Annotated in this window: 25 protein-coding genes; 16 read left to right on the top strand and 9 right to left on the bottom strand. The window is 55.5% G+C overall.

Annotation, left to right across the window (positions count from 1 at the left end; all coding sequences use genetic code 11):
- Window positions 1-63: 63 nt before the first annotated feature.
- The 5 genes from DD597_RS01190 to mntR form a co-directional block, all read right to left on the bottom strand.
- Window positions 64-1,587, bottom strand: coding sequence for an efflux transporter outer membrane subunit (locus DD597_RS01190; protein WP_129255875.1), 1,524 nt, complete (start codon window positions 1,585-1,587; stop codon window positions 64-66).
- Entirely contained in the window at window positions 1,587-3,158 is a 1,572-nt protein-coding gene (locus tag DD597_RS01185) for a DHA2 family efflux MFS transporter permease subunit (protein ID WP_015571056.1), read from the bottom strand. The genes DD597_RS01190 and DD597_RS01185 overlap by 1 nt, the downstream gene beginning before the upstream one ends.
- Window positions 3,155-4,249 (bottom strand): HlyD family secretion protein, encoded by a 1,095-nt coding sequence (locus DD597_RS01180; RefSeq protein WP_015571057.1) that lies wholly within the window; start codon window positions 4,247-4,249, stop codon window positions 3,155-3,157. The genes DD597_RS01185 and DD597_RS01180 overlap by 4 nt, the downstream gene beginning before the upstream one ends.
- Window positions 4,250-4,350: 101 nt before the next feature.
- Window positions 4,351-5,460 carry an anion transporter gene (locus DD597_RS01175; protein WP_017384914.1) on the bottom strand — a complete coding sequence of 370 codons (1,110 nt, stop codon included), beginning with the start codon at window positions 5,458-5,460 and terminating at the stop codon, window positions 4,351-4,353.
- Complete coding sequence (gene mntR, locus DD597_RS01170) at window positions 5,457-5,930, bottom strand: manganese-binding transcriptional regulator MntR (RefSeq protein WP_022650657.1); 474 nt, start codon at window positions 5,928-5,930, stop codon at window positions 5,457-5,459. Before mntR ends, DD597_RS01175 begins: the two co-directional genes overlap by 4 nt.
- A 183-nt stretch (window positions 5,931-6,113) precedes the next feature.
- Between mntR and mntS the strand changes: the two genes are divergently transcribed.
- Window positions 6,114-6,242, top strand: coding sequence for a manganase accumulation protein MntS (gene mntS, locus DD597_RS01165; protein WP_017384915.1), 129 nt, complete (start codon window positions 6,114-6,116; stop codon window positions 6,240-6,242).
- Between the two features lie 269 nt (window positions 6,243-6,511).
- Window positions 6,512-8,095 carry a phosphoethanolamine transferase gene (locus tag DD597_RS01160; RefSeq protein WP_032608903.1) on the top strand — a complete coding sequence of 528 codons (1,584 nt, stop codon included), beginning with the start codon at window positions 6,512-6,514 and terminating at the stop codon, window positions 8,093-8,095.
- A gap of 115 nt (window positions 8,096-8,210) precedes the next feature.
- Here the strand turns inward: DD597_RS01160 and ompX are convergent, their stop codons facing one another.
- On the bottom strand, window positions 8,211-8,729 hold the full coding sequence (ompX, locus tag DD597_RS01155; RefSeq protein WP_003858450.1) for an outer membrane protein OmpX: 519 nt from the start codon (window positions 8,727-8,729) through the stop codon (window positions 8,211-8,213).
- A 354-nt stretch (window positions 8,730-9,083) separates the two neighbouring features.
- Here ompX and rhtA point away from each other — a divergent pair, with 354 nt between their 5' ends.
- The 6 genes from rhtA (at window position 9,084) to ybiO (ending at window position 15,679) form a co-directional block, all read left to right on the top strand.
- Window positions 9,084-9,971, top strand: a complete 888-nt coding sequence (gene rhtA, locus DD597_RS01150; RefSeq protein ID WP_022650655.1) for a threonine/homoserine exporter RhtA — start codon at window positions 9,084-9,086, stop codon at window positions 9,969-9,971.
- 298 nt (window positions 9,972-10,269) lie between these two features.
- A complete protein-coding gene (gene dps / locus DD597_RS01145) occupies window positions 10,270-10,773 on the top strand; it encodes a DNA starvation/stationary phase protection protein Dps (protein ID WP_000100801.1) in 504 nt (167 codons plus the stop codon).
- Window positions 10,774-11,134: 361 nt separating this feature from the next.
- Window positions 11,135-11,878, top strand: coding sequence for a glutamine ABC transporter substrate-binding protein GlnH (gene glnH, locus DD597_RS01140; RefSeq protein WP_129255874.1), 744 nt, complete (start codon window positions 11,135-11,137; stop codon window positions 11,876-11,878).
- Between the two features lie 93 nt (window positions 11,879-11,971).
- Window positions 11,972-12,631, top strand: a complete 660-nt coding sequence (gene glnP / locus DD597_RS01135) for a glutamine ABC transporter permease GlnP (RefSeq protein WP_003858462.1) — start codon at window positions 11,972-11,974, stop codon at window positions 12,629-12,631.
- A complete protein-coding gene (glnQ, locus tag DD597_RS01130) occupies window positions 12,628-13,350 on the top strand; it encodes a glutamine ABC transporter ATP-binding protein GlnQ (protein WP_003858465.1) in 723 nt (240 codons plus the stop codon). The genes glnP and glnQ overlap by 4 nt, the downstream gene beginning before the upstream one ends.
- Window positions 13,351-13,468: 118 nt before the next feature.
- Window positions 13,469-15,679: a mechanosensitive channel protein gene (ybiO, locus tag DD597_RS01125; RefSeq protein WP_100154339.1), complete on the top strand. Its 2,211-nt coding sequence runs from the start codon at window positions 13,469-13,471 to the stop codon at window positions 15,677-15,679.
- Between the two features lie 43 nt (window positions 15,680-15,722).
- On the opposite strand, the gene rlmF is transcribed toward ybiO, so the two are convergent.
- Window positions 15,723-16,634: a 23S rRNA (adenine(1618)-N(6))-methyltransferase RlmF gene (gene rlmF, locus DD597_RS01120; RefSeq protein ID WP_023315680.1), complete on the bottom strand. Its 912-nt coding sequence runs from the start codon at window positions 16,632-16,634 to the stop codon at window positions 15,723-15,725.
- Between the two features lie 242 nt (window positions 16,635-16,876).
- Between rlmF and mcbA the strand changes: the two genes are divergently transcribed.
- The 3 genes from mcbA (at window position 16,877) to ybiJ (ending at window position 18,077) form a co-directional block, all read left to right on the top strand.
- Window positions 16,877-17,140 carry a DUF1471 family periplasmic protein McbA gene (mcbA, locus tag DD597_RS01110; RefSeq protein WP_129255873.1) on the top strand — a complete coding sequence of 88 codons (264 nt, stop codon included), beginning with the start codon at window positions 16,877-16,879 and terminating at the stop codon, window positions 17,138-17,140.
- Window positions 17,141-17,263: 123 nt separating this feature from the next.
- Window positions 17,264-17,530 carry a DksA/TraR family C4-type zinc finger protein gene (locus DD597_RS01105; protein ID WP_003858472.1) on the top strand — a complete coding sequence of 89 codons (267 nt, stop codon included), beginning with the start codon at window positions 17,264-17,266 and terminating at the stop codon, window positions 17,528-17,530.
- A 286-nt stretch (window positions 17,531-17,816) separates the two neighbouring features.
- On the top strand, window positions 17,817-18,077 hold the full coding sequence (gene ybiJ, locus DD597_RS01100; RefSeq protein WP_003858474.1) for a DUF1471 family protein YbiJ: 261 nt from the start codon (window positions 17,817-17,819) through the stop codon (window positions 18,075-18,077).
- 109 nt (window positions 18,078-18,186) lie between these two features.
- On the opposite strand, the gene ybiB is transcribed toward ybiJ, so the two are convergent.
- Window positions 18,187-19,152 (bottom strand): DNA-binding protein YbiB, encoded by a 966-nt coding sequence (ybiB, locus tag DD597_RS01095; RefSeq protein WP_129255872.1) that lies wholly within the window; start codon window positions 19,150-19,152, stop codon window positions 18,187-18,189.
- 255 nt (window positions 19,153-19,407) lie between these two features.
- On the opposite strand from ybiB, the gene DD597_RS01090 reads away from it, so the two are divergent.
- The 5 genes from DD597_RS01090 to DD597_RS01070 all read left to right on the top strand — a co-directional run bounded on the left by DD597_RS01090 (window position 19,408) and on the right by DD597_RS01070 (window position 24,779).
- Window positions 19,408-19,944, top strand: a complete 537-nt coding sequence (locus tag DD597_RS01090; protein ID WP_003858476.1) for a fimbrial protein — start codon at window positions 19,408-19,410, stop codon at window positions 19,942-19,944.
- A gap of 69 nt (window positions 19,945-20,013) precedes the next feature.
- Window positions 20,014-20,688 (top strand): molecular chaperone, encoded by a 675-nt coding sequence (locus DD597_RS01085; protein ID WP_023324355.1) that lies wholly within the window; start codon window positions 20,014-20,016, stop codon window positions 20,686-20,688.
- A gap of 26 nt (window positions 20,689-20,714) precedes the next feature.
- Window positions 20,715-23,258 (top strand): fimbria/pilus outer membrane usher protein, encoded by a 2,544-nt coding sequence (locus tag DD597_RS01080; protein WP_023324354.1) that lies wholly within the window; start codon window positions 20,715-20,717, stop codon window positions 23,256-23,258.
- A gap of 22 nt (window positions 23,259-23,280) precedes the next feature.
- On the top strand, window positions 23,281-24,270 hold the full coding sequence (locus tag DD597_RS01075) for a fimbrial protein (RefSeq protein WP_003858481.1): 990 nt from the start codon (window positions 23,281-23,283) through the stop codon (window positions 24,268-24,270).
- Between the two features lie 5 nt (window positions 24,271-24,275).
- Window positions 24,276-24,779, top strand: a complete 504-nt coding sequence (locus DD597_RS01070) for a fimbrial protein (RefSeq protein WP_003858483.1) — start codon at window positions 24,276-24,278, stop codon at window positions 24,777-24,779.
- On the opposite strand, the gene dinG is transcribed toward DD597_RS01070, so the two are convergent.
- Complete coding sequence (dinG, locus tag DD597_RS01065; RefSeq protein ID WP_129255871.1) at window positions 24,766-26,943, bottom strand: ATP-dependent DNA helicase DinG; 2,178 nt, start codon at window positions 26,941-26,943, stop codon at window positions 24,766-24,768. The genes DD597_RS01070 and dinG overlap by 14 nt on opposite strands.
- Between the last annotated feature and the right edge of the window lie 9 nt (window positions 26,944-26,952).

The following is a 26,952-nucleotide window of genomic DNA, read 5'->3' as shown; positions in this document are numbered from 1 at the left end:
CGCGCCCAATAAAAAGGCCGGATTCGCTGCGCGGATCCGGCCAGAGTCATCGCTGTTAACAGATTATCCGCGCGGGGCGTCGCCAAAGACGCTGTAGTCTGGCAGCCGCACCTGCTGATACGGCTCCCAGCCGCCGCCGAGGGCTTTGTAGAGCGCCACCAGATCAAGCGCGCTCTGCACCTGCGCCTGCGCCCGCTGCTGTTCGGCCTGAGCGAGCTGACGCTGGGCGTCCAGCACGTCAATAAAGCTGGCGATCCCCTGCCGGTAGCTGTCGCTGGCGAGATCAAAGGCGTTTTGCAGCGCGTCGATGGTTTTCGCCAGGCCCGCTTCACGCTGCTGGTCGGTGCGATAGCTCACCAGCGCGTTTTCAACGTCGCCGAGCGCCGTCAGCACCGTCTGACGATAGTCCAGCACCGCCGCCCCCTGCTGCGCGCGCGCCACCTTAACGCTGGAGACCAGCCGACCGCCCTGGAAAATCGGTATGGAAACCTGCGGGCCAAAGCTGTAGAAGTGGCTGCTCCAGTCGGTTAGCCAGTTGGATTCGCTGTTGCGCAAGCCAAACTGCCCGGAGAGGGTAAAGCTCGGGAACAGCTCTGCCACCGAGACGCCAATCTGCGCCGTGGCGGCATGGAGATTCGCCTCCGCTTCGCGCACGTCCGGGCGACGGCGCGCCAGGGTGGACGGAATACCGGTCTGCACAATATCCGGCAGGGCAGGCATCGACTGCACGGATTGCAGTTCGGCATCCAGCGCCCCCGGCGGTTTGCCAAGGAGGATCGCCAGCCCGTTCATCGCCTGGCGTTCCTGCGCCTGATACTGCGGCAGCTGCGCTTCAAGGTTGCCCAGCTGCGCCCGGGCGTTCTCCACGTCCATCTGCGGCGACAGCCCGCCCCGCTGGCGGCTTTCGGTCAGATCCAGCGTCTGCTGTGCGCTTTCAATTTGCGTATTAAGCGTGGCAATGATGCTCTGCGCCCCACGCAGCTGTAGCCACGCCCGCGCCACTTCGGCTTCCAGCGAGACCAGCACATCGTTACGCTGCTCGATCGCTGCCCGCTGCTGCGCCTCGGCCGCTTCTACCTGACGGCGCACCTTGCCCCACAGGTCGATTTCCCACTGGGCGTCGAAGCTGCCCTGATAGAGGTTAATCGGCTGCGTCAGCGGGCCTAACGCGCCCCGCAGTTCAGGATCGACATTATTCAACTGGTCGTACACGCCGTGGGATTTCAGCTCCCCTTCCAGCCCAAGCTGCTGGCGCGTCGCCTGCACATTGCCATTCACCGACGGGAAAAACGCCCCGCCGGCCTGGTTAATCTGTTCGCGCGCGCCGGCAATGCGTAATACCGTTTGCTGTAGCGTCAGATTCCCGGCGATGGCGCGTTCAATCAGGCTGTCGAGCTGCGGCGAGCCGAAGGTTTTCCACCAGCGCGGGTTAGTGGCGGCGGAGGAAGTTTGCGATTTCACCGCGCTGTCGCCCTTATCGTTCCAGTGCGTGGTGGCGAGCAGTGCAGGCTGTTGGTAGTCCGGCCCGACGGCGCAACCCACCAGCAGCATCATTATCATCAGGGGGTGTAAACGTCTGTGTATCATCAGTGTGCTCCTGCACTCCCCTCGCTCTTAACCGGCGAGAGCAATAAACAAAACGGAATCAGTAATAAGGCCACCGCGCTCAGAATGGTGAAGACGTCAATGTAGGCCAGAAAGCGCGACTGCTCGATCATCGTCTGGTACATCCGTCCGGTGGCAATGCCGGTCGGATCGCCCACCTGAGTGGTGAAGTTCTGGATCGCCTGGGCGCTTTCGCGAATCGCCAGCTGGAATTGCTCGTTAAACGGCGAAGCGTGGTAAGCCAGATGCGCGCTGTGCGCCTGCGAGCGCTCGGTGATCGCCGCCGTCGAGAGCGAAATCCCAATCGAGCCGGCCACGTTGCGGAACATGGTAAACAGCGCCGCCGCGTCGGCGTTAAGCCGCCTCGGGATCGAGATAAAAGCAATTGTGGTGAGGGGCACAAACAGGAACCCCAGTCCAATCGACTGAGCGCTGCGGAACAGCACCAGCGTTTCGAAATCGATATCCGGCGTCAGCGTGCGGGACCAGAAGAACGACACCGCCAGGCAGGTAAAGCCGAAGGCGATGATCCAGCGCGTCTGCACCACCGGCATCAGCTTCAGCACCAGCGGGATGGTCAGCACAATCAGCACCGCGCCGGGCGAGAGCACCAGCCCGGACCAGGTGGCGGTATAGCCCAAATCCTGCTGCGCCAGCTGCGGAATAACCACCGAACTGCCGTACAGGATCATCGCCATCCCCGCCATCAGCAGGCTGGAGATCGCAAAGTTGCGGTCCTTCATACAGTGCAGATCCACCACCGGCTTTCTGGCATACATCAGCCAGTAGATCGCGCCGATAATACCGACCAGCGTCAGTACTGCGAAGGTGCGGATAAAGTTCGAATAAAACCAGTCATCATCTTCGCCCCGGTCGAGCATCACCTGCAAACAGCCAAGACCGAGGGCGATCAGGCCGATCCCCGTCCAGTCGACGGTGAGCTTCTCTTCCGACTTTTTCTCCCACGGCGGATCTTCCAGCAGCTGATAGATGGCCAGCACCGTCACAATCCCTACCGGGATATTGATAAAGAACACCCAGCGCCAGGAGTAGTTATCGGTGATCCAGCCCCCCAGCGTGGGGCCGAGTACCGGCGCGACGATAATGGCAATGGATGAAAGGCCAAAGGCTTTGCCCCTGTCCTCCGGCTTAAAGTAGTCGAGTAGCACCGACTGCTGGGTAGGCTGCAACCCGCCGCCAAAGAACCCCTGCATCACGCGGAACAGGATGATTTGCCATAGCTCGGTGGCGATACCGCACAGGAACGAGCAGATGGTGAACATCACAATGCAGATCAGGAAGAACTGTTTGCGGCCAAACAGGCGGCTGAGAAAGGCCGAAATCGGCAGCACGATGCCGTTCGCCACCAGGTAGCTGGTGAGCACCCAGGTGGATTCGTCATAGCTGGCCGAGAGCGACCCCGCGACGTGGGGCAGCGCCACGTTGACGATGGTGGTGTCCAGAATTTCCATAAACACCGCCAGGGTGACCACAATCGCCACCGCCCACGGGTTACTGGCTGGCTTCCAGTTATCGTGGCTGTGATCCGTCATTCCACGGTGACCTTCGGTTCAACCGACAGCCCCAGCGGCAGCGGCTTGTTCGGATCCAGCCCTTTGTCAATCACGATTTTCACCGGTACGCGCTGAACGATCTTCACAAAGTTACCGGTGGCGTTTTCCGACGGGAAGGCGGAGAAGCGCGAGCCGCTGCCCTGCTGGATGCTGTCGATATGGCCTTCCAGCTCCATATCCGGCCAGGCATCGACGGACACGGTCACTTTGTCGCCCGGCTTCATGCGCTCAAGCTGCGACTCCTTGAAATTCGCCACCACCCACACGTTCGGGGAAACCAGCGAGAACAGCGCCGTGCCGGCCTGCACCAGCGTACCGGGCTGGACGTTGCGTTTAGTGACGAAACCGTCGAACGGGGCGCGGACTTCGGTATAAGAGAGGTTCAGGTTGGCGGTTTCCAGCTGCGCTCTGGCCTGATCGACCTGGCGTTCGCGGGCTTCGACGTTGGTCTCCTGCTGGCGGATTTGCAGCTGGACCTGCTCCGCCACCTCCAGCTGCGCCTGGGCGCTGGCCAGCCCCGCCTGCGCACTGCGCAGCTGAGCGTTCGCGGCATCGATACTTTGTTGCGTGGTCGCGCGCGGGTCAACGCCGCGCTGACGGCGGTACTCCGCCTGCGCGTTGGCCATATCCGCCTGGGCTTTAAGTACCTGGGCTTTGGCTTCATCACGCTGGGCGGGATATTGCACCTTCGAGAGCGCCAGCTGCGCCTGGGCCTGATGCAACTGCGCAACCGCCAGCCCAAGCTGGGCCTGAGCCTGATCGCGCTGAGCGGTGGTATCACGCGGATCGATCACCACCAGCACATCCCCTTTTTTCACGCGCTGGTTATCCCGTACGCGAAGTTCTGTGACGTAGCCTGCCGTTTTTGGGGCAATGGTCACTACGTCGCCATCGGTGAAGGCGTCGTCGGTGGTCTCTTCGTTACGGGTTAAAAACCACCAGACCAGCGCCACAATCACCATCACGATGACCACGATACCAAGGATAATTAACGGTTTTTTCCCCGGGCGCTTGCGCTCGTTATTGTTTTGATCCTGCTCGTCAGCAGGTGGGTTTTGATCTTCTGCCATAGTTCAGCAACGGTCCTGTCAGTGAGCGGCATCACACTATGCCGTTCACTAAAGCTAGGACGTTGCTATACATTTGCCAGGAAAAACTGACAAATTGCGCACTATATGAGAAGGAATAGTCCGAAACCGACCGCCGCTGACCAGAGCAGCATCGGGATTGACCATAAATGGAAGCGCCACCAGATGCGGCGATCGTTGGCCATCCGCAGGGCGATGAGGTTAGCCAGCGAGCCGGGCAGCAGCCCAAAGCCGCCGACGTTGACCGCCCACGCCAGCAGTACCGTAGGGGGAACATAGTTAAGCAGCAAAATGGTGGACGGCACGTTACTGATCACCTGCGAGAGACCAATCGCCGTCAGCCATAATCCCGGCTGCGACAGACCGCTGACGCTATGGAGAACGTTCTGCAATACCGGGAGCTGGATCAGCAGATGGACGTCAATAAACATCGCCATAAACACCAGCAGCAGCGTCCAGTCAACGCTCACCAGCACCCGCCGGGCGAGGAACAGGAAGCCACACGCCACCAGCAGCGCGCCAGCCAGCGCCTGGTTTAACTCCAGCGCGATAAGAAAAACGATATACAGCCCCAGGCAGCTCCAGACGAGACGCGGCTGCCACTGGGGCCCGGTTGTACCGCTGTGGTACTGCAACGATTTATTCGGGAAAGCAAACCAGCCCACCGCCAGCAGCGACGCCACGATCGCCAGCGCCAACGGCGCCATCTGCCCGGTAAATGCGGTAAACGACAGGCCGGAGCGTCCCCACAGCAGAATGTTCTGCGGGTTACCGATCGGCGTGAGCAGCGAGCCCGCATTGACGGCCAGCGCTTCAAAGATAATCAGACGGGTAACCGGTATTTCGCACAGTTTACGCAGCGTGAGCGTAAGCGGCACCACGATAAACAACGCCACGTCATTAGTGAGAAACGTCGACAGCAGCGCCGCCGAAAAGACCATGAACAGGGCCAGCTTGCGCTCGGTGGCGAAGCGGCGCACCATTTTGCGCCCCAGCACGTCAAAATAGCCGCTCAGCTCCACGCCTTTGGTGAGCATCATCAAACCGCTCAGGGTAATAATGGTGCGCCAGTCTATGGCCGCCGGCCAGGTGTGCGGCGTGAAGGGCACAAAGACGCTGAGCCCAACGCCAGTGATAAGTAAAAGATGGAAAAAGCGATCGCGTTTCAGGGCCTGCAAGCCGGGGATGTTCATTCAGCGGAGGGACCGTATTTGAGCGTAAATTCGCGGAACTTCACCAGCGTCTCTTCGCTGACGTGGTGTTCCATACCTTCGGCATCCCGACGGGCAATTTCCGGGCTGACGCCCAGCACCAGTAAAAAATTCTCGACGATCTGATGGCGCTCGCGGCTCTCCTGCGCCAGTTTTTCGCCTTCAGCGGTGAGAAACACCCCGCGCCAGGGGATCATCTCGATCAGCCCGACCGACGCCAGACGTTTTAACATTTTGGCAACGGTTGGCTGCGACACCCCAAGGCGTGCGGCCATATCCACCTGGCGCGCTTCTCCAACCTCACGAATCAGATCAGAGATCAGTTCGACATAATCATCAATCAGCTCCCGGCGATGCGCCTCGCGCACCTGGCGGAAGCCTTCCACATGCTCTTCAACGTTCACCAGTTGCGTCGTTTTTTTTGTTGTTGGCTTACCTGCGCGACGGTTCATTGTGCTTCCTCAATGGGGTTGACGCTTCCAGCGCCCTGTAACGGAGCGCACATTGTAAACCATAGCTCTACAAGCACAAAAAATTAACGAATTAGCCATAGCTATACAATATAGCCTGTGCTATATCTGTATGTAATGCAGTCACCCTTCACGGATCGAAGGGATCATGAATCAGGAGGTCTTATGAATGAATTCAAGAGGTGTATGAACGTGTTTACCCACTCTCCTTTTAAAGTGCGCCTGATGCTGTTGAACATGCTGTGCGATATGTTTAACGCCAAACCCCAGCAGGACGACAACTCTTCCCACTAAGCGGCGTCGCGGTACGCCGCTTCATTTTCCTGTCACACTTTCGCTGTAAGCTGGCCTGTTCCCGATTATTTTTGCGTATTTGCAGCCCCCTTCGCAAAACATCTGTTTAGCAACTGTTGACCTTAATTCACGCTCGCACTATCTTCTTGCAGCCCTGCACAATTTGCGGCTCGCTGAAGCGGACCTCTCATTCCCTTTCCACGCACTGTCCGGCAGGCTTTGACCCTTGACGCCAGGGTGAGCACATGGCGTTTTCGTGATAGTGATCTATGAACGTAACCCTGATTGATACACTTGTTACCCGCAGCCGGGGCTTAAGCCCGTGGACGGGATTCTATTTTTTGCAATCGCTGTTGATTAACTTTGCTCTTGGCTACCCCTTTAGCCTGCTTTATGCCGTCGGGTTCACCTGTATTCTTCACCTTCTCTGGCGAAGCGCACCGCGCATGCAGAAGGTGCTTATCGGGATCTGTTCTCTGGTTGCTGCCGCCTATTTCCCGTTTGGCCAGGCCTATGGCGCGCCAAACTTTAATACCCTGCTGGCGCTCCACTCCACCAATATGGAAGAGTCCACAGAGATCCTGACGATCTTTCCGTGGTACAACTACGTGGTTGGCCTTTTCATTTTTGCCCTCGGCGTGATTGCGGTTCGCCGTAAGCCCGTCGGGAAAAAAGCATGGGGTAAAATTGAAAGCCTGTGCCTGGCCTTTAGCGTGGTGACGTTTTTTGTTGCGCCGGTACAAAATCTGGCCTGGGGCGGCGTGTTTAAGCTTAAAGATACCGGGTATCCGGTGTTTCGCTTCGTCAAAGACGTGGTGGTGAATAACGAGGAAGTGCTCGACGAGCAGGCACGTATGGCCGAGCTTTCCACCATGAAAGACACCTGGAACGTGCTGGCGGTGAAACCGAAGTATCACACCTACGTGGTGGTGATCGGAGAAAGCGCGCGTCGCGATGCGCTCGGCGCGTTTGGCGGTCACTGGGATAACACGCCGTTTGCCAGCGCCGTTAACGGTACGCTGTTTACCGACTACGTGGCGGCCAGCGGCTCGACGCAGAAATCACTCGGTCTGACGCTCAACCGCGTGGTGGATGGAAAACCGCAGTTTCAGGATAATTTTGTCACCCTGGCCAACCGGGCAGGTTTTCAGACATGGTGGTTCTCTAACCAGGGACAGATCGGCGAATATGATACCGCCATCGCCAGCATCGCGAAGCGTGCCGACGAGGTACAGTTCCTGAAAAGCGGTGATTTCGAAGCCGATAAAAACACAAAAGATGAAGCGTTGCTAAAAATGACGGCGCAGGTCTTTGCCACCCAGCGCACCCAGCCGCAGCTGATTGTCCTGCACCTGATGGGGTCACACCCGCAGGCATGCGATCGTACCGGGGGAAAATATGCGGAGTTTGTGCAATCCAAAGAGACGTCCTGCTACCTCTACACCATGACGCAAACCGACGATCTGCTCAGCAAGCTGTACGGGCAGCTGCGCAACAGCGGCGACAGCTTCTCGATGGTCTATTTCTCTGACCACGGCCTGGCGTTTAAGGAGCGCGGTAAAGAGGTGCAGTATCTGGCCCACGATGACAAGTTCCAGCAGAACTTCCAGGTACCGTTTATGGTGCTGTCGAGTGATGACAAAACGCATCGCATTATAAAAGCGCGCCGTTCCGCGAACGATTTCCTGAAATTCTTCTCACAGTGGACGGGGATTAAGGCGAAAGAGATAAAAAATGATTACCCGTTTATCTCCGGGAAGAAGGGCCCGCCAGTTTACATTACCAACTTTAAGTTACAGAAAGTCGACTATAACCATCTTGGGACGGATATTTTCGATATTAAGAGTAAGTAATTTCTGCCGTTTCGTGCGGGCTAATGCCCTCACCCTGGCCCTCTCCCACGGGGAGAGGGTACAAACAAAAAAATCCGCCTCAAAGGGCGGATTTTTTACTGGCTCACCGAAGTGATTAGAAGCGGTAACCTACGCCCGCGATCCAGGTGCCAACGTCAACGTTGCGGATACGGCTCTGCTCATAGGAGAAGTCCAGAGCAACGTTTTCGATTGGGTTGAACTGCATACCTGCGCCATAGGAGAAACCATAGTCGCTGTTGCTTGCAGTACGGTTCAGACCCTGGTTTTCGGTCTGCTGGAATTTACCGTAGCCAACACCTACAACACCGTAGATGCTTGCCCAGTCATTCAGGCGGTAAGCAGGACCCGCGGTGATGCCGTAGTACTGACCTTTATTGTAAGAGCCATTTTCAGTACGATCTTTCTCGGTGTAAGTGAAAGAACCGATCACACCCAGCGGGTTGTTGTCTTGCTCGTAACGGTACTTCAGGTTGAAACCGTTGGTTTTGTTCATCACGCCCTGCATATCGCTCTGAGCGTAACCACCAGTTACAGTAGAAGTTGCCGCTACAGCGGTACCTGCGGAAACAGCCAGAACAGCTGCCAGTGCTGAAAGACATGCAATTTTTTTCATAACCACCTCAAATGTGCTTCAAGTAAGTCCGTAAGTTTTAAATATATCAAAAAAATCTGTGAAACTCTTTGTCATTCACGATGTCTAATGCGACCTTTCCTGTAACAGAACATTTCCAGCACCAGCTATCTTGTTAAAATAACTCCAGATTTTCACCTTCAAACGCTAATAGTGCGCGTCATCGCCAGAAAGTTCATCCAGATTATTCCTAATCTTTCAGGCGATAAAAGCATCAACCTTTCCTCATTTTACGGATTTTCCCTGGATTTTTTTCAACAGTAGCTCAACCGTCGCAGCTTATTTCCATTACACTGCGACTTTTACCTCTTTTGACAAAAATTGACAGGAGAAAGGATGCCAGGTTTACCCCGTAAATCGTCGGTCTGGATGCCGGTGGCAGTCATACTTATCGCGATGATGTCCATACAAAGCGGCGCGTCGCTGGCAAAATCGCTGTTTCCGCTGGTTGGTGCGCCCGGCGTCACGGCGCTGCGTATCGCATTAGGCACCCTGATCCTCGTGGTTATCTTTAAACCCTGGCGGCTACGGTTTAAAAAGGAGCAGCGACTGCCACTGCTTTTTTATGGGCTGGCACTGGGAGGGATGAACTACATGTTCTATCTCTCTATTCAGACTATCCCGCTGGGGATCGCGGTCGCGCTTGAATTTACCGGCCCGCTGGCGGTTGCACTCTTCTCTTCTCGTCGTCCGGTAGATTTTATCTGGGTCATACTGGCCGTGCTGGGGCTATGGTTCCTGCTGCCGCTCGGGCAAAGCGTTTCACAAATCGATTTGACAGGGGCAGCTCTGGCGCTGGGCGCGGGGGCATGCTGGGCGGTGTATATTCTCACTGGCCAGCGTGCGGGCGAAGAGCACGGCCCCGCGACGGTCGCCTTAGGCTCACTAATTGCCGCCGTAATCTTTGTCCCAATCGGAATGGCACAAGCGACAGACTCAATATGGCAGTGGTCAATCCTGCCGGTTGGTCTGGCGGTTGCCATTCTCTCTACGGCCCTGCCCTACTCTCTGGAGATGATCGCCCTGACGCGCCTGCCCACACGCATTTTTGGTACGCTCATGAGCATGGAGCCCGCGCTGGCCGCCATCTCAGGAATGATTTTCCTCGGTGAAACCCTGACCCTGGTACAAACGCTGGCGCTCTGTTCCATTATCGCGGCGTCAATGGGCTCCACCCTGACCATGCGCCCGGAACCTAAAGTGCAAAAAATCGATCTCAACTAGGCCTTAAATTCTGCATGGCTAACCCGCCATGCAGAATATACGCCTCGTCAGTACTTCAAATAATTTCTTACAAACTGTCTTGTATTGCCAAAATATTTCACCTGCCCGGCTTCCCGAAGAATGAATTAAGATTGATCTGTATCAACTTTAATAAACTACTTATTTTTCAATCAGTTGATAATACAATCTTACTTTCACTATTAAACCAATAGGCAGAGCCAAACCGCAGAGAAAAAATCCGGTGCTATACTTAGTCCCGTAATTACCTGGGACACAAACATCAAGAGGATATGAGATTATGAGTACCGCTAAACTGGTGAAAACGAAAGCGTCTAATCTGCTTTATACCCGTAACGATGTATCGGATAGCGATAAAAAAGCGACCATTGAGCTGCTGAATCGCCAGGTGGTTCAGTTCATCGATCTTTCGCTGATCACCAAACAGGCTCACTGGAATATGCGCGGTGCAAACTTTATTGCCGTTCATGAAATGCTGGATGGCTTCCGCACAGCACTGGTGACTCACCTGGATACCATGGCCGAACGTGCCGTACAGCTGGGTGGCGTGGCACTGGGTACCACACAGGTGATCAACAGCAAAACGCCATTGAAAAGCTATCCGCTGGATATCCATACCGTTCAGGATCACCTGAAAGAGCTGGCGGACCGCTACGCGATTGTGGCGAATGATGTTCGTAAAGCGATTGGCGAAGCCAAAGATGAAGATACTGCTGATATCTTCACTGCCGCATCACGCGACCTGGATCAGTTCCTGTGGTTCATTGAGTCCAACATCGAATAATCCCTGCGGATTTTCCGAATAACCCTCGCCCCTGGCGGGGGTTTTGCACATTTATGGTGCGCACTTTTGCCCGCAACGGCCGCAAAAGTGAATAAAATGTAATAATCACCTCACACAACCGTTAACGGAAGATTGTTTTTTCGTCAGATTCTGCGCTAAATATCCCCCTGTCAGAAGACCTTAACGAAGCGCACCAAAACGGTGCTCCATTCTGGTGCAACCTGGCAGAATTGCCACGCTTTTCGTGCAATGCGTGACATCATCCCCTTTGCAAAACAACAGCTTGTAAAATTGGCACGATTTTTTCATTGTGCCTGAGGTTCTCGCAGGGGATCGCCCCGTGGATATAAAAGGAAATGCTATGAAGTCTGTATTAAAAGTTTCACTGGCTGCACTTACCCTGGCGTTTGCGGTGTCCTCGCAGGCTGCCGACAAACTGGTTGTGGCGACGGACACGGCGTTCGTACCGTTTGAATTTAAACAGGGTGATAAATACGTTGGTTTTGACGTGGATCTGTGGGCCGCTGTCGCAAAAGAACTCAAACTGGATTACACCCTGAAGCCAATGGACTTCAGCGGCATTATCCCGGCACTGCAAACCAAAAACGTTGACCTGGCGCTGGCAGGCATCACCATTACCGAAGAGCGTAAAAAGGCCATCGATTTCTCTGACGGCTACTACAAAAGCGGCCTGCTGGTGATGGTGAAAGCGGATAACAACGATGTGAAAAGCGTGAAAGATCTCGACGGTAAAGTGGTCGCCGTGAAGAGCGGCACTGGCTCAGTTGATTACGCGAAAGCCAACATCAAAACCAAAGACCTGCGTCAGTTCCCGAACATCGACAACGCTTACATGGAACTGGGCACCAACCGCGCGGATGCGGTGCTGCACGATACGCCTAACATCCTTTACTTCATCAAAACTGCCGGTAACGGCAAGTTCAAAGCGGTAGGTAATTCTCTGGAAGCTCAGCAGTACGGTATTGCATTCCCGAAAGGCAGCGACGACCTGCGTAACAAAGTTAACGGCGCGCTGAAAACCCTGAAAGAGAACGGCACCTATAACGAAATCTACAAAAAATGGTTCGGTACCGAGCCTAAATAATTTCACCTGACTTCAGGTTTGTAACGCCCGGTGGCGCTTACGCTTACCGGGCCTACGTTTTTCGTTTTTCACCACGGTATACAGGAATACATCATGCAGTTTGACTGGAGCGCCATCTGGCCTGCCATTCCACTCTTGCTTGAAGGCGCTAAAATGACCCTGTGGATTTCGGTCCTCGGTCTGGTTGGCGGGTTGATTATCGGTCTTGTCGCCGGTTTCGCCCGCACCTACGGTGGCTGGATTGCAAATCACATCGCACTGGTTTTCATCGAAGTGATCCGCGGCACACCCATTGTGGTGCAGGTCATGTTCATCTACTTCGCCCTGCCGATGGCCTTCACCGACCTGCGCATTGACCCGTTCAGCGCCGCCGTTGTCACCATCATGATCAACTCCGGCGCCTACATTGCGGAAATTACCCGCGGTGCGGTGCTGTCGATTCATAAAGGGTTCAGTGAAGCTGGCCTGGCGTTAGGTCTTTCCCGTCGCGAAACCATCCGTCACGTGATCCTGCCGCTGGCGCTGCGCCGCATGCTGCCGCCGCTGGGTAACCAGTGGATCATCAGCATCAAAGACACCTCGCTGTTTATTGTTATCGGCGTGGCCGAGCTGACCCGTCAGGGCCAGGAGATCATCGCGGGTAACTTCCGCGCCCTGGAAATCTGGAGTGCGGTCGCCGTTGTCTACCTGATTATCACGCTTGTCCTGAGCTTTGTTCTGCGTCGTCTTGAAAGAAGGATGAAAATCCTGTGATTGAATTTAAAAACGTTTCCAAGCACTTTGGCCCAACCCAGGTGTTGCACAATATCGATTTGAACATCAGGCAGGGCGAAGTGGTGGTGATCATCGGGCCGTCCGGTTCCGGTAAATCCACCCTGCTGCGCTGCATTAACAAGCTTGAGGAGATCACCAGCGGCGATTTGATCGTCGATGGTCTGAAGGTTAACGATCCGAAAGTGGACGAGCGCCTGATCCGCCAGGAAGCGGGCATGGTGTTCCAGCAGTTCTACCTGTTCCCGCACCTCACGGCGCTGGAAAACGTGATGTTCGGTCCTCTGCGCGTGCGCGGGGCCAGCAAAGCGGCAGCGGAAGCGCTGGCAAAAGATCTGCTGGCGAAGGTTGGTCTGGCGGAGCGTGCCCACCACTATCCTTCCGAGCTGTCCGGCGGCCAGCAGCAGCGCGTGGCCATTGCCCGTGCGCTGGCGGTGAAGCCAAAGATGATGCTGTTCGATGAGCCAACGTCGGCACTCGACCCGGAGCTGCGTCACGAAGTGCTGAAAGTTATGCAGGATCTGGCGGAAGAAGGCATGACGATGGTCATCGTTACCCACGAAATCGGCTTTGCCGAAAAAGTGGCGTCCCGTCTGATCTTCATTGATAAGGGCCGCATCGCGGAAGACGGTAATCCGCAGACGCTGATTGCGAACCCACCAAGCCAGCGCCTTCAGGAGTTCCTGCAACACGTCTCCTGATAGCCATACAGAGCCGGGCATGCCCGGCTTTTTTATGCCGGATTGTTCCCAAAAACTCCCCTCTGCTCCGCGCGCTCTATACTTATCATTTTGCACGATATTTTTGTCGGAGGACGCCGTGCCGTGGATCCTGTTACTCCTGTTTAGCCTGTTTAGCGCGCCGTCGCTCGCCGTAACCCTTCCCGGCGTCACCACCGGAGCCACCGCCACCCAGCAAAATGCGCCGCCAGAACCGGATGCTGAAAAGAAAAAAGCTGCCTACAGCGCGCTTGCCGACGTGCTTGAGAACGACACGTCACGGCAGGAGCTGATCGATCAGCTGAGGAAGGTGGCCGCCACGCCGCCTCAGGATCCGGTTCCAGCTGTTGCGCCGCCGGAAGCCGAAGAAGAAAAAACGGTGCTGGAAAACGTCACCGACATCAGTCGCCGCTACGGGGAAGCCCTGTCGTCGCGTTTTGCCCAGCTCTATCGCAACCTGGTTGGCACCTCACATAAGCCTTTTAATCCTCACACCTTTTCCGCCGCCGCCACCCAGTTTGCTATTCTGGCTGGCGCCGTCTTCATTTTTTACTGGCTGTTGCGCCTGTCTGTCTGGCCGCTTTACCGGAAAATGGGACAGTGGGGACGCAAAAAGAATCAGCATAAAAGCAGCTGGCTGCATCTTCCGGCAATGATTACCGGGGCGTTTGTCATCGATTTGCTGCTGCTGGCCCTGACGCTGTTTGTCGGTCAGCTGCTGGCTGACCGCCTTAATACTGGAAACAAAACCATCGCGTTTCAGCAGGGACTGTTCCTCAATGCGTTTGCCCTGATTGAGTTCTTTAAAGCCCTCCTGCGGTTGATCTTCTGCCCGCGCGTGCCGGACCTTCGCCCCTTCGCCATTTCGGATCAGAGCGCCAAATACTGGGCGGTGCGGCTTAGCGTGCTGAGCGGGTTGATCGGTTATGGCTTGTTGGTTGCCGTGCCGATTATTTCCAACCAGGTTAACGTGCAGTTCGGGGCGCTGGCGAACGTGCTGATCATGCTGTGCATTACCGTCTGGGCGCTGTACCTCATCTTCCACAATAAAAAAGCGATCACCGACAGCCTGCTGCACCTGGCCGATCGCTCCCTCTCCTTTTTCAGCCTCTTTATTCGCGCCTTTGCGCTGGTGTGGCACTGGCTGGCCAGCGCCTATTTTATTGTGCTCTGTTTCTTCTCCCTGTTCGACCCGGGCAATAGCCTGAAATTTATGATGGGGGCGACGTTCAAAAGCCTGGCGATTATCGGCATTGCGGCCTTTGTCTCTGGCCTGCTTTCCCGCTGGCTGTCGAAAACGATCACCCTGTCGCCGCAGGTTCAGCGTAACTACCCGGAACTGCAAAAGCGGGTGAATGGCTGGATGACCGTATCCCTGAAGGTGGCGCGTATTCTGACGGTCTGCGTGGCAATTATGCTGCTGCTGAACGCGTGGGGGCTGTTTGATTTCTGGAACTGGCTGCATAACGGCGCGGGGGAAAAGACCGTTGATATTCTTATTCGTATCGCGCTGATCCTGTTTTTCTCCGCCGTCGGCTGGACGCTGCTGGCAAGCCTTATCGAAAACCGTCTGGTGTCGGATGTCCACGGCAGGCCGCTACCGAGCGCCCGCGCCCGCACGCTGCTAACCCTGTGCCGCAACGCGCTGGCGGTGATCATCAGTACCATCACCATCATGATTGTGCTGTCGGAAATCGGCGTGAATATCGCCCCGCTGCTGGCGGGTGCCGGTGCGCTGGGGCTGGCGATCTCCTTCGGTTCTCAGACGCTGGTGAAGGATATTATCACCGGCATTTTTATCCAGTTTGAGAACGGGATGAATACCGGGGATCTGGTGACCATCGGTCCGCTCACCGGCACGGTCGAGAGGATGTCCATTCGCTCCGTCGGCGTGCGTCAGGATACCGGCGCGTACCACATTATTCCGTGGTCATCGATCACCACCTTTGCCAACTTTGTGCGCGGCATTGGTTCGGTGGTGGCGAATTATGATGTCGATCGTCACGAAGATGCAGATAAGGCGAAGCAGGCGCTGCGGGATGCGGTGAACGAACTGATGGAGATGGAGGATATTCGCGGGCTGGTGATTGGTGAACCATCGTTCGCGGGCATCGTCGGGCTGACGAACACTGCCTTTACCCTGCGCGTGTCGTTCACCACCCAGCCGCTGAAGCAGTGGACGGTGCGCTTCGCCCTCGACAGCATGGTGAAAAAACACTTCGATCTGGCGAACGTGAGAGCGCCGGTGCAGACGTATCAGGTATTGTCGCCGCCCGCTTCGCCGCTCCCTCCGCAGGAGCCGACGCTGTAAACGAGCCGGGTGGCGGCTTCGCCTTACCCGGCCCGAGAAACGATTATTTGCGGCGTTTGTTATCGTCCATAAAGGACCAGGCAATAAAGCGGCTCTGCTTCTGGCCCTGCGCCATCTCTTTTTTAACCACTTTCACCGCGCCGACGTCGGTCAGCGCGCGGTAAAGCGGCGGCAGGTTATCGCCACGGGAGACCAGCGTGGTAAACCATTTCACCTGACGACCGAAGCCCTTACTCTCGGCAATCATGCGCAGAATAAATGCCACTTCCCCGCCCTCGCACCACAGCTCCTGCTGTTGGCCGCCAAAGTTCAGCGCGCCATCTTCAGCCTGGCCCAGGTTACGCCGCTTGCGTTCACTTCCCGCACGAGCGGAGGCGGCGGAGTCGTGGAATGGCGGGTTGCACAGGGTGGCATCATATTGTTCGTTCTTATGAATAATGCCGTTGAAAATAGCAGCGGCATCCTTCTGACGACGCAGACGAACGGCCCGGCTTAACCCCGGGTTAGCGTTGATAATGGCCTGCGCGCTGGCGAAGGCCTCGGCACCGATCTCGCTACCGGTAAACCGCCACTGATATTCATGTGCGCCTATCAGGGGGTAGATCAGGTTCGCGCCCGTACCGATATCAAGCACGGTGGCCTGTTTTGGCACCACGCCGCCATTGTCATCCGCCAGCAGATCGGCAAGATGATGGACGTAATCCGCACGTCCTGGCACCGGTGGGCAGAGAAAGCCATCCGGGATGTCCCAGTGCGTAACGCCATAAAAATGGGCCAGCAGCGCTTTGTTCAGCGTCTTAACCGCCAGCGGATCGGCAAAGTTTACCGACGGTTCACCGGCTGGTGTCTGAACAATAAAATCCTGCAATTCGGGGCAGCTCAGGCACAGGGCTTTCATGTCGTAGCGGCTACGGTGGCGGTTACGCGGGTGCAATCCCGGCTTTTGGGAAGTCATGGCATTCTCCTTTAAACAGCCGCGTAAGATACCCTGTGACGGCGCGGGGGTAAATATCTGTCTGAGTCGCACAAAAAAACGACAAAAATCATCGACCTGTATGTCTATGATCTGTCAACAAATTGTCAGAATTTATCGTTCAAAAAATAAGCAGATCATCATCAAATTTTTGCGCTAAATCACACGCGTCAGGCTTCTAAACTTAAGAGGAATCACCTGTTGTTTCCCCTGAGGATGTGATTATGAAAAAATATCTGACCTTTATTATTGCGGGTGCGCTGGCAGGCGCATCTTTCTCAGCCTGGTCCGTTCAACCTCTGACCGACAGCAACGACACCAGCCAGCTACGTGCGGCGGGGACGGTCTCTGTCAGCCGGGCAAGCAACCTTGATGACCTTCAGGACAAGCTGGCCGAAGAAGCGCGTCAGGAAGGGGCTAAAGGCTTCGTGGTGAACGCTGCCGGTGGTGATAACCATATGTACGGCACCGCGACCATCTATAAATAATCGATTTCCTTCCCACACTGCATCTGCCAGGCAGATGCAGTTCTCATTCCCTTCCTTCGCCTTGACTGTGCGTTTTTTAACCCCATATTAAGATGAATGGCTTAAACAGATCAGGAGAACATGATGGCTTCCGGCTGGGCGAATGACGACGCCGTTAACGAACAGATCAACAGTACTATTGAAGATGCGGTCGCGCGTGCTCGCGGTGAAATTCCACGCGGCGAAAGTTTGACGGAATGCGAAGAGTGCGGAGATCCGATTCCTGAGGCACGGCGTAAAGCCATTCCTGGCGTACGGCTATGTATTGCCTGTCAGCAGGAGAAAGATTCGAAAAATGCGACACATTCAGGATATAATCGCAGAGGATCGAAAGACAGCCAGTTACGTTGACTTTCCTTTACCGAAGTTAAACCGCGCCAGCCGTTTACTTTACGCTCACGACTTTTAGCGATACGCGTAGCAAATCGTGCCCTTCCGATGGCTTCTGTAAAGCGCATCCACAAGAAGTGTCAATTCCGCTTCTGAATTTATTAATAATCAATAAGTTATTTGTCATTCAATTTTTTTGAGCAACCACGTCAATTCTCTTCGATTTTATCTTCCGCTAAAAACCGTGATACTTATCACATCGACGGAACATCGTCCCTTTAACAGAATAACCTGCGAGAATTGACCTATGAAAACCATCAAATATGCTGTTGCCGCTGTTGCCCTGTCCGCTCTCTCTTTCGGCGCTTTCGCCGTAGAGCCAGTCTCCTCTACTCAGGCACAGGATCTGAACAAAATCGGGGTGGTGAGTGCTGAAGGCGCGACCACGCTGGACGGTCTGGAAGCCAAACTGGCGGAAAAAGCAGCCGCTGCCGGCGCAAGTGGATACACCATCACGTCCACTAACGGTAATAACAAACTGAGCGGTACTGCGGTTATCTACAAGTAATCGAACGAATTATGCTCCACCCTCACCATACCCTCTGGTGAGATGCTCCAACCCTCATTGACCCTGTTGTTACCCTTGTTTGCCCGTCCGCCACTGGACGGGCTTTTTTTTACTTAAACGACTGTGCCACGCGCTGCAATCCGGCTTCCACGGATGCCACTTCCCCTGCCGCCAGCAGGCAGCAGGCCATTTGCAGCTTGATCGACTGAGGAACCGGCACCTTTCCGGCCAGACACTGTACGATCCAGTGCGCGGTGACCTGCGGATCTTTTGACTCGGGCAAGATCACATCGCAGTTCTCTTCCCCACGTTCCAGTACGACCCGCGTCCCGGCAGGCTCAATCAGCATCAGCTGTGGACAACGCTGCGGGTTGGCATAAACCTCCCCTTCCGTCCCGTGCATCAGCAGCGCCCGCCCGCCGATTTCGGCAAAAAATTGTCCGACCCGCGTCACGTACTCCGGATGGGAGACGCTGGAAAGACGTAGCGCGGCGTCTTCGGCAAACGGCGTCGCCAGCTTCGCCAGAGTGTGGGCGCTGTTACGTACTCCCATTCGCCATCGCATGTCCAGCTGCTTTTCCAGCGGCGGGCAGAGCGCGCGCACGGGAATATAGACCGGCTGGTTCCCCTCCAGTTTGGCCTGCGCCTGGCCAGCATGGAGAGTAGGTTCGATGCCTAATAATTCCAGAATGGTTTCTGTCAGCACGCGCGTTGGATCTTCGCTCACGCCATGCACCACCACCGGGAAACCGAGTTTCTGCAACAGAATAGCCAGCAGCGGCGTGAGGTTTGCCTGCTTACGCGCGCCATTGTAGGTCGGGATCACTATCGGCATCGGCTTCGTGACGGGCGGGGTTAAACGCATCGTCTGCGACTGCATGGCCTCATAAAAACCCCGCATCTCCGCCTCACCTTCCCCTTTGATGCGCAGCGCAATCAGAATGCCGCCCATTTCCAGCTCCGGCACGTCGCCATTCAGCATATGGGTGTACAACGCACGGGCCGTGACCTGGTCCAGATCGCGAGCATGGTTTTTCCCACGCCCTACCTCTTTGATAATTTTGCGGTAATCCACGACATTTCTCCTGACAGCATCATCTTGTTAACAATATAGCCCGATGGACACGCACCCGATAGTGTTTTGTGATCATTATCAACCTGCTGTTTTCAGATAAAAAAATAAACTCAAGCATTATTTGCAATATTTGTGATTGGGACAAAAGATTCGTCTCTGTCCTTTTTTTGATTAAATAAACATCGAAAAGTCATTAAAGGTCAACGGTGAAAACGTCCAGGCAACGTTTTTGCCAGAAACACATCGGGATTTACTATGAACAAGGTTGCATTAGGGTTGTTTATCGCCGCAACGGTGGGATGTTCTGCATCTGCATTTGCGGCAACCAACGGTGAAGGGCAGATTAATTTCACCGGAGAAATTATCGATTCTGCTTGCCAGGTCGTGAATGGATTAAGTAATCCATTAGATGTTCAGTTGGGAAAAGTATCTAAAACGGTATTTACCGGTGCAGGCTCTACCAGCACATTAACGAAGTTTGATATTAAGTTAACCAATTGTCCGGAAACCGTAACCTCGGCAGCGATTAACTTCGGTGGTACCCCGGATGCGGATAATAATGCCGCGCTGGCGTTAACGCCCGATACCGATGCGGCTACCGGTGTGGCTATTCAGCTGGTTGACACGTCCGGGCAGCCTGTCAGCCTGTATACCCCTTCGAAGCAATATCCTTTAGCCTCCGGCACGGCGGTTAACGATCTGGAGTTCGGTGCGCGTTATATTCAAACCCAGGCGGCAGTCACCGCGGGCCCTGCTAACTCTGTATCAACCTTCACCGTTATTTATAACTGATCTTATCAATCCTGAGATATTAATGCTTTTGCGAGCATTAATATCTCATCTTTTTATTGAGAAATCTTTATGCGCCACGGTTATTTACTGAGCATTCTTTTACTGGTAGCAGCCTCGGCACAGGCGGGGGTCGTGATTAATGGCACCCGGCTGGTCTATCAGGGAGATAAAAAGGAATCATCTCTCGGTCTTTCAAACCCGGATACCACGGATTATCTGGTGCAGTCCTGGGTCGATTCTGGCGGTAAAAACCAGGCCAAAGCCCCGTTCCTGATCACCCCGCCGCTTTTTCGACTGGATGCGAAAGAGGATAACGTCCTGCGCGTAGTCCGTACGGGAGGAAATTTACCGGAAGACAGGGAATCTCTGTACTGGCTGAATATTAAAGCGATCCCGTCCTCGAAGCATGTCGAAGGGGTAAATACGCTGCAAATTGCCATTAATACCCGCATTAAATTGCTCTATCGCCCGTCAGCGGTAAAAGGCAGACCAGAAGATGTGGCCGATAAACTTGAATGGCATCGCGAAGGGAATGATTTAGTGGTGAATAATCCCACACCTTTCTTTATGAATTTTCAGACCGTCACCCTGAATGGACAGAAAGTCAAAAAAGCCACCTGGGCTGTGCCGAAAACTGAAACGCATTTTGCTTTACCTGGCAACGTCGGAGGTTCTACCGTCGCGTATTCCATTATTACCGATTACGGCAGCATCAGTCAGACATGGTCTAAACCCGTTCATTAATCGTATTACCCGGTAATAAAATCATCATGTACAGCCATAAAAAGCCGTTCACCTGCCGATTTTCGTCATTGCTGATGGCTATTTGTTGCCTGGCAATGGCGATCTTTGCGCAGCAGGTTTTGGCTGATGATTATTTTAACCCTGCCCTGCTGGACATTGATAACCCGCAGCAGGGAAAGACCGATCTGTCTGTCTATGAAAAAGGTCCCGGCCAGGCACCAGGTAAATATCAGGTCGCGATCTTTATCAATAACAATAAAATTGATACCCGCGACGTGACCTTCAACTTAGTTAAAGATCCACAGGGCACCAGCACGCTCCAGCCTTGTTTTACACTGGACGAATTAAAGAGCCTCGGGATCAAAACGCAAAAATATCCGCAGCTGAGGGCAGAAGGTCAGTGCGCCGATCTACACGCCATCCCTTCGGCATCCGCGACCTTTCGCGTGCGCAATCAGCAGCTGCTGCTGAGCATTCCGCAAAAGGCGCTCGGTCAGGTACCTCGCGGTTACATCGACCCGAAAGAGTTTGACGAAGGGATCAACGCGGGCCTGCTTAATTACAGCGTCAACGCCAGCCAGAGCCATGCGCGCCAGCAGGGTGAAGAGAATAGCAGCAGCCAGTACGTTAACCTGCGTCCCGGCTTCAACATCGGGGCATGGCGCGTTCGTAACTACTCCACCTGGAATCGCAGCACCACGGGTCATGAGGAGGAACAGAAATTCACCTCCGTTTATACCTATGCGCAACGCGATATTGTGGCGATGAAAAGTGACGTGACGGTGGGCCAAAGCACCTCACCTTCCGACGTTTTTGACAGCGTCCCCTATACCGGCGTGGAGCTAAAATCCGACAGCGACATGCTGCCGGACAGCGAGAAAGGCTATGCCCCTATTATTCGCGGCAGCGCCCACAGTAACGCGCAGGTGGTGGTACGCCAGAACGGTTACATCATTTATCAGAACACGGTCGCCCCCGGCGCGTTCGAAATTAACGATCTCTACCCCACCGGCAGCAGCGGCGATCTCCAGGTCACCGTGAAAGAGACCGACGGCAGCGAAAGCCATTTCGTCGTGCCGTTTGCCTCCGTGCCGGTATTGCAGCGTGAAAAAAATCTGCGCTACAGCGTGACTGCCGGACGCTACCGTTCTTATGACAACGACGTCGAGAAGACCCCGTTTGCCCAGGGCAGCGCCATCTACGGTTTACCCTACGGTTTCACCGCCTACGGTGGCGTGCAGCAGAGCAGCCATTACCAGTCTCAGGCGGCTGGCGTCGGGAAAAACATGGGCGATTTAGGCGCCTTTTCCATTGACGTGACCCGCGCGAAGGCCCTGTTGAAAAAACAGCAGGCCAGCAAAGGCCAGTCGTGGCGCGTGCGCTATAGCAAAGACATCGCCCGGTCAGGCACCAATTTCTCGCTGGCCGGCTATCGCTATAACAGCAAAGGGTTTTACACCCTGGACGACACCATGGAGTCATATACCCGCTCCGACAACTGGTCTGCACCGCAGCAGCGCCGCGCCCGAACCGAAGCCACCATCGACCAGACGCTGCCGGAAGGCTGGGGATCCGTCACCCTGAGCATGGTGAAAGAGACGTACTGGAGTCAGAGCCAGAACATGACCTCGATGAGCGTCAGCTACAACAATAGCTGGCACGGGGTGAGCTACAGCCTCAGCTACAGCATGAACAAAAACACCCAGGACAGCGATGAAGACGGTAACGAGGTGACAAACGACAACCAGTTCTCGCTGAGCGTCTCGGTGCCGCTGGACCGCTGGATGCATAACACCTGGGCCACCTACAACCTGAACAACACCAAAGACGGCACGACGCAGAACATCGGCCTGAACGGCACGGCGCTGAAAGAGGACAACCTGAACTGGAACATCCAGGAAGGGCTGAGCAGCATCGGCAGCGGTAACTCCACCAGCATCAACGCCGATTACAAAGCGACATATGGCGAAGTGAGCGCAGGCGTCAGTCAGGATAAGTATCAGCAGACCCTGAACGTCGGTTTGCAGGGCGGCGTGGTTGCCCATGCGAACGGAATAACCCTGAGCCAGCCGCTCGGTGACACCATCGCGCTGGTGAAAGCGCCGGGCACGCACGGAACCCATATCACGAACCAGACGGGCGTCGAGACCGACTTCCGCGGCTACACCGTCGTGCCGTTTGTTACCGCGTATCGCCGCAACACCATCGCGCTGGATACCGAAACGCTACCGGACAACGCCGACGTCACCCACGCGGCGCAGATCGTGACGCCAACCCGCGGGGCCGTGGTGCGCGCCAGCTTTAACACCCGCGTGGGTAACCGCGTCCTGATGACGCTTACGCAAAAGGGTAAACCGCTGCCCTTCGGCGCAACGGTCACCACCGAAGATAAGGACAGCGAATTTATTGTCGGGAATGACGGCCAGACCTACCTCTCTGGTCTGCCGCAGCAAGGGCATCTCTACGTTTCCTGGGGACAGGGGGCGAACGAGCACTGCGTCGCTGACTATGCGCTAACGGATGAGAAAGAGCAAACCAGCATCATTAACGCTGCCGCGCAGTGTCACTGATCCACCGTTCAGGCTAACGATTATGCAAATGATTAAACAGTGCTTTTTCTTACTGGTTCTGGGAACCGCCGCGTTATTTATGCCGCATGCGAAGGCGACCTGCACCACGCCGGATCTGCCCAAAATGATTAACATGGCCTCCATTTCTGTCCCGACGACGCTGGCGGTTGGTGCAACCATTCCGGGTACAGAGCAGAGCGTTCATGTTGCCGGGCACTGCGATCAGAGTATCGACAGCGGACTGGAAATTGTCTCGTGTTACTACGGTACCGGAGCGGAAATTCCGGGGCTGAAGGGAGTATACGAATCCGGCGTACCGGGTGTCGGGGTCGCATTGATGAACGATCAGGGTCAGCGAATCAGCGGAGCAGGCGGAGTACAGTGCGATTCACGCGGAACGCCTGTTGGCTATGTTTCTGGCGATGGCACACAGTCGTTTAACTTTGACGTCACGCTTGAACTGGTCAAAACAAGCGACGCCGTGACCTCCGGCACGCTGGTGCAGTCTCAGACCGAATTCGGCATTGGCGTTTTCGGTCACGAAGGGATCGGCAGCCCTAACCATATTGCGTATGCAGGTAACGTCATTTTGCATCAGGTCACCTGCTCTGTTTCGCCAAAAAATCTCACCGTTAATTTGGGTGATTTTCCCGTCAGTGATTTTATGAGCGTGGGTTTTTTATCCAGCCCCGCTCAAACGTTTAATATCACCGTTAACTGTGACACAACCGTTCAGCCTGAGCTAAAAATCACCAGTGCTAACGGCTACGAGACGGCATTCGAGGGGGTGATCAAACTGACGAAGCAGACAGGCATGGCAACGGGCGTCGGGGTGAGAATGCTGTTTGATGACCGCATTGCGACCTTTGATACCTACGTCAACACTCAAAGCCAGGCCGTTGCCAATGAAACGCTGGAGATCCCCTTTCAGGTTCGCTACGAGCAGATCAACGATGTGGTGACGCCCGGCCCCGCCAACACCGTAGCAACCATCACTCTCGCCTATAAGTGACCAACATGAAAAAGACAATCGCGTTTCTGACGATGGGCTTACTGGCCCAGGCCCACGCAGACGATATTCAGATCCAGATGACGGGAAATATTTACGCCAATACCTGCATCATTGACAGCGCCAGCCGCAACCTGACGGTGGACTTAGGCCAGACGGTGTCGGGCAGTTTTAAAGACGTGGGGGATACCGGCGAGTGGAAAGACTTTTCCCTGTCAGTATCGCACTGTCCTGCCACGCTGGCGCTTGCCACGGCCTTTTTCTATGGCCAGGCAGACAGCGTGCATCCGACCAAATTTGCCAATATCGGCAGCGCAAAGGGGCTGGCGCTGGAGCTGGCAGACCGGCAGGACAAAATACTGATTGCCCCGCAGGCCGCCTTTAACGCCGCCATCAATCCGAGCGACCACACGGCAACCTTTCCCCTGTCCGCGCGCTACTACGCCACCTCAATGCCCGTCACTGCCGGGACGTTCAGCAGCGTGATTCAGGTGACATTCACTTACCAGTAGGACCGCGCCTCTTTGCACGGATGCTTTTTGTACGCCCGGCAGAGGGTTTTGCCGGGCGTTTTTTTACCTCCGGCACTTCTGGCTGCTCAATCGGGAAGATCGGCAGCGCATTCAGCAGCCGTTGGCCGTAGTTTTTGGTGAGCAGTCGTTTGTCATAAATCACCACCTCGCCCCAGCAGCCGTGGCTACGGATCAAGCGCCCGACCTGCTGAATAAGGTTAAACGACGCCGCAGGCAGGCTTTGCACTTCAAACGGATAACGGTTCAGGCTTTTCAGCCATTCGCCTTCGGTGATCACCACCGGGCTGTCGATGGGCGGGAAGGCAATTTTGTGGATATGCACCTGCGTCAGGTAGTCACCTTTCAAATCAAGCCCTTCCGCAAAGGACTGTAACCCCACCAGCACGCTGCGCTCGCCGTTATCAATGCGTTTACGGTGGGTTTCCACCAGCCGATAGCGCGGCTGATCGCCCTGCACCAGCAGGAGCAAGCGCAGATCGGTGACGTGCTCCAGGAAGCGTTGCATCGCGCGGCCGCTGGCAAACAGCACCAGCATACCGGGGTATTTTTTACTCTCAACCTGCTCGCGGAAGTAGGCCGCCATTTCCGCAATATGCTGCTCTTCGTTATCGATAAGCGGCTCATAGTTCATGCGCGGGATCACCAGCTTGCCCTGCTCACAGTGGTTGAACGGCGAGTCCAGGGCCACAAAACGGTCCCCCGCTTTCTCTTTCAGGCCGCTCATTTCCTGCAACCTTGAGAAGCTGTTCAGTGAACGCAGGGTCGCCGATGTCACTACCACGTGCGGCACGCTGCGCCAGATCAGCTTTTCCAGCTGATCGGCCACGCGGATGCCCACGCAGTGGAAGAAAAGATGTACCTGCCCGTCTCGCACTTCGCGGGTGGCCCACTTTGTCACCGGCGCGCCGGACGCCTGCGCCATTGAGGCCAGCCGCCAGAGTTTGCTCTGCGCCTCAAACATGCCCAGCGCGCGGTTCATTTGCAGCAGAATGCGGTGCAAACGCACCACGTTATGGGTACCGGTTTTCTCGCTGAGATCATTTAAGAACATCTCCGCCAGCCCGCGCAGCTTTTCAAGGTGCTTCGCCAGCTGCTGACAAATTTCCATCACTTCCTGCGGCAACTCCCCCATCGCAAAGCGGTGTTCCGCCTCCTGGGTGGCGGGGAGATACAGGTTAAGAATGTTATTCAGCGAGGCGATGAGGCCGTACACCTCTTCACAGTGCTCGCTCAACCGCTCCGGAACCGCCAGCGGCGGCGTGGTTTTCGGGCGGAACTGCTCCATGCAGGTTGCCACCAGCTTACAGAACAGATCCAGTTGCAGGCGAAACCACGGGGCGGTAATTTCCGCGCTCATCTCCAGCGCATCCCGCGCCACGTCGGGCAGATGATGACCTTCATCGAGCACCAGCAGCAGGTTTTTGGGCTCCGGCAGGACCGCTTCACTCTCCAGTGCGGCCATCACCAGCGCATGGTTGGCGACAACCACCTCCGCTTCCTGAATCTCACGCCGGGCAACAAAGAAAGGGCATTCGCGGTAGTAGTGACAGTTGCGGTTCAGGCAGCTCGCTTTATCGGTGCTGAGCCTGCGCCACAGGTCGTCGCCGATCGCCTGGCTGGTGTGATCCCGCAGGCCGTCCCACCTGTAGCTGTCGAGATCGGCCTTCAGCTTTGCGCACTGCTCCTGCTCCGCCTTGTTGTTTGGCGTCAGCTCGTCATCAAGAAACGCGAGCAGATCCTGCTGGGCGGGTTCACTGCTGGCCAGCGCCGCCAGATTGCGCGGGCAGACGTAGCGCCCGCGACCAAAGGCGGCGGTGAAGCGTAAATCGGGGATAATTTTGCGCAGCAGCGGCAAATCTTTGCTGAAGATCTGATCCTGCAAGGCCACGTTGGCGGTGCTGACCACCAGCGTTTTGTCCTCCTCCCGCGCGATGGCGATGCCGGGAATGAGATACGACAGGGTTTTCCCGACGCCGGTCGGGGCTTCAATCGCCAGATGTCGCCCGTCGTCCCCGGCGAGCGTTTTTGCCACGTCGGCAATCATCTGCCGCTGCGGCGCTCGGGGGATAAAATCGGGGATCTGCTGCTGTAGCGCCTTATACCAGGCGCCTATTTGCGCTTTCAGCGCAGCGGTTAAAGCCATCGGAAAACC

Origin of the sequence: Enterobacter cloacae complex sp. 677-3DZ2D5B, from assembly GCF_004136695.1 — a bacterium.
Lineage (GTDB): Bacteria > Pseudomonadota > Gammaproteobacteria > Enterobacterales > Enterobacteriaceae > Enterobacter > Enterobacter hormaechei_C.
This window is presented reverse-complemented; position numbering and strand designations above follow the sequence as displayed.

What these genes read in the sequence shown, in the direction of transcription:
- DD597_RS01180 (WP_015571057.1), bottom strand. Translation starts at nt 4,249, where the DNA reads ATGGCAGAAGATCAAAACCCACCTGCTGACGAGCAGGATCAAAACAAT.
- dps (WP_000100801.1), top strand. Translation starts at nt 10,270, where the DNA reads ATGAGTACCGCTAAACTGGTGAAAACGAAAGCGTCTAATCTGCTTTAT.
- DD597_RS01185 (WP_015571056.1), bottom strand. Translation starts at nt 3,158, where the DNA reads ATGACGGATCACAGCCACGATAACTGGAAGCCAGCCAGTAACCCGTGG.
- DD597_RS01080 (WP_023324354.1), top strand. Translation starts at nt 20,715, where the DNA reads ATGTACAGCCATAAAAAGCCGTTCACCTGCCGATTTTCGTCATTGCTG.
- dinG (WP_129255871.1), bottom strand. Translation starts at nt 26,943, where the DNA reads ATGGCTTTAACCGCTGCGCTGAAAGCGCAAATAGGCGCCTGGTATAAG.
- rlmF (WP_023315680.1), bottom strand. Translation starts at nt 16,634, where the DNA reads ATGACTTCCCAAAAGCCGGGATTGCACCCGCGTAACCGCCACCGTAGC.
- glnP (WP_003858462.1), top strand. Translation starts at nt 11,972, where the DNA reads ATGCAGTTTGACTGGAGCGCCATCTGGCCTGCCATTCCACTCTTGCTT.
- DD597_RS01075 (WP_003858481.1), top strand. Translation starts at nt 23,281, where the DNA reads ATGCAAATGATTAAACAGTGCTTTTTCTTACTGGTTCTGGGAACCGCC.
- DD597_RS01160 (WP_032608903.1), top strand. Translation starts at nt 6,512, where the DNA reads ATGAACGTAACCCTGATTGATACACTTGTTACCCGCAGCCGGGGCTTA.
- mntR (WP_022650657.1), bottom strand. Translation starts at nt 5,930, where the DNA reads ATGAACCGTCGCGCAGGTAAGCCAACAACAAAAAAAACGACGCAACTG.
- DD597_RS01090 (WP_003858476.1), top strand. Translation starts at nt 19,408, where the DNA reads ATGAACAAGGTTGCATTAGGGTTGTTTATCGCCGCAACGGTGGGATGT.
- glnH (WP_129255874.1), top strand. Translation starts at nt 11,135, where the DNA reads ATGAAGTCTGTATTAAAAGTTTCACTGGCTGCACTTACCCTGGCGTTT.
- DD597_RS01085 (WP_023324355.1), top strand. Translation starts at nt 20,014, where the DNA reads ATGCGCCACGGTTATTTACTGAGCATTCTTTTACTGGTAGCAGCCTCG.
- mntS (WP_017384915.1), top strand. Translation starts at nt 6,114, where the DNA reads ATGAATGAATTCAAGAGGTGTATGAACGTGTTTACCCACTCTCCTTTT.
- ompX (WP_003858450.1), bottom strand. Translation starts at nt 8,729, where the DNA reads ATGAAAAAAATTGCATGTCTTTCAGCACTGGCAGCTGTTCTGGCTGTT.
- mcbA (WP_129255873.1), top strand. Translation starts at nt 16,877, where the DNA reads ATGAAAAAATATCTGACCTTTATTATTGCGGGTGCGCTGGCAGGCGCA.
- DD597_RS01175 (WP_017384914.1), bottom strand. Translation starts at nt 5,460, where the DNA reads ATGAACATCCCCGGCTTGCAGGCCCTGAAACGCGATCGCTTTTTCCAT.
- DD597_RS01070 (WP_003858483.1), top strand. Translation starts at nt 24,276, where the DNA reads ATGAAAAAGACAATCGCGTTTCTGACGATGGGCTTACTGGCCCAGGCC.
- DD597_RS01190 (WP_129255875.1), bottom strand. Translation starts at nt 1,587, where the DNA reads ATGATACACAGACGTTTACACCCCCTGATGATAATGATGCTGCTGGTG.
- rhtA (WP_022650655.1), top strand. Translation starts at nt 9,084, where the DNA reads ATGCCAGGTTTACCCCGTAAATCGTCGGTCTGGATGCCGGTGGCAGTC.
- ybiJ (WP_003858474.1), top strand. Translation starts at nt 17,817, where the DNA reads ATGAAAACCATCAAATATGCTGTTGCCGCTGTTGCCCTGTCCGCTCTC.
- DD597_RS01105 (WP_003858472.1), top strand. Translation starts at nt 17,264, where the DNA reads ATGGCTTCCGGCTGGGCGAATGACGACGCCGTTAACGAACAGATCAAC.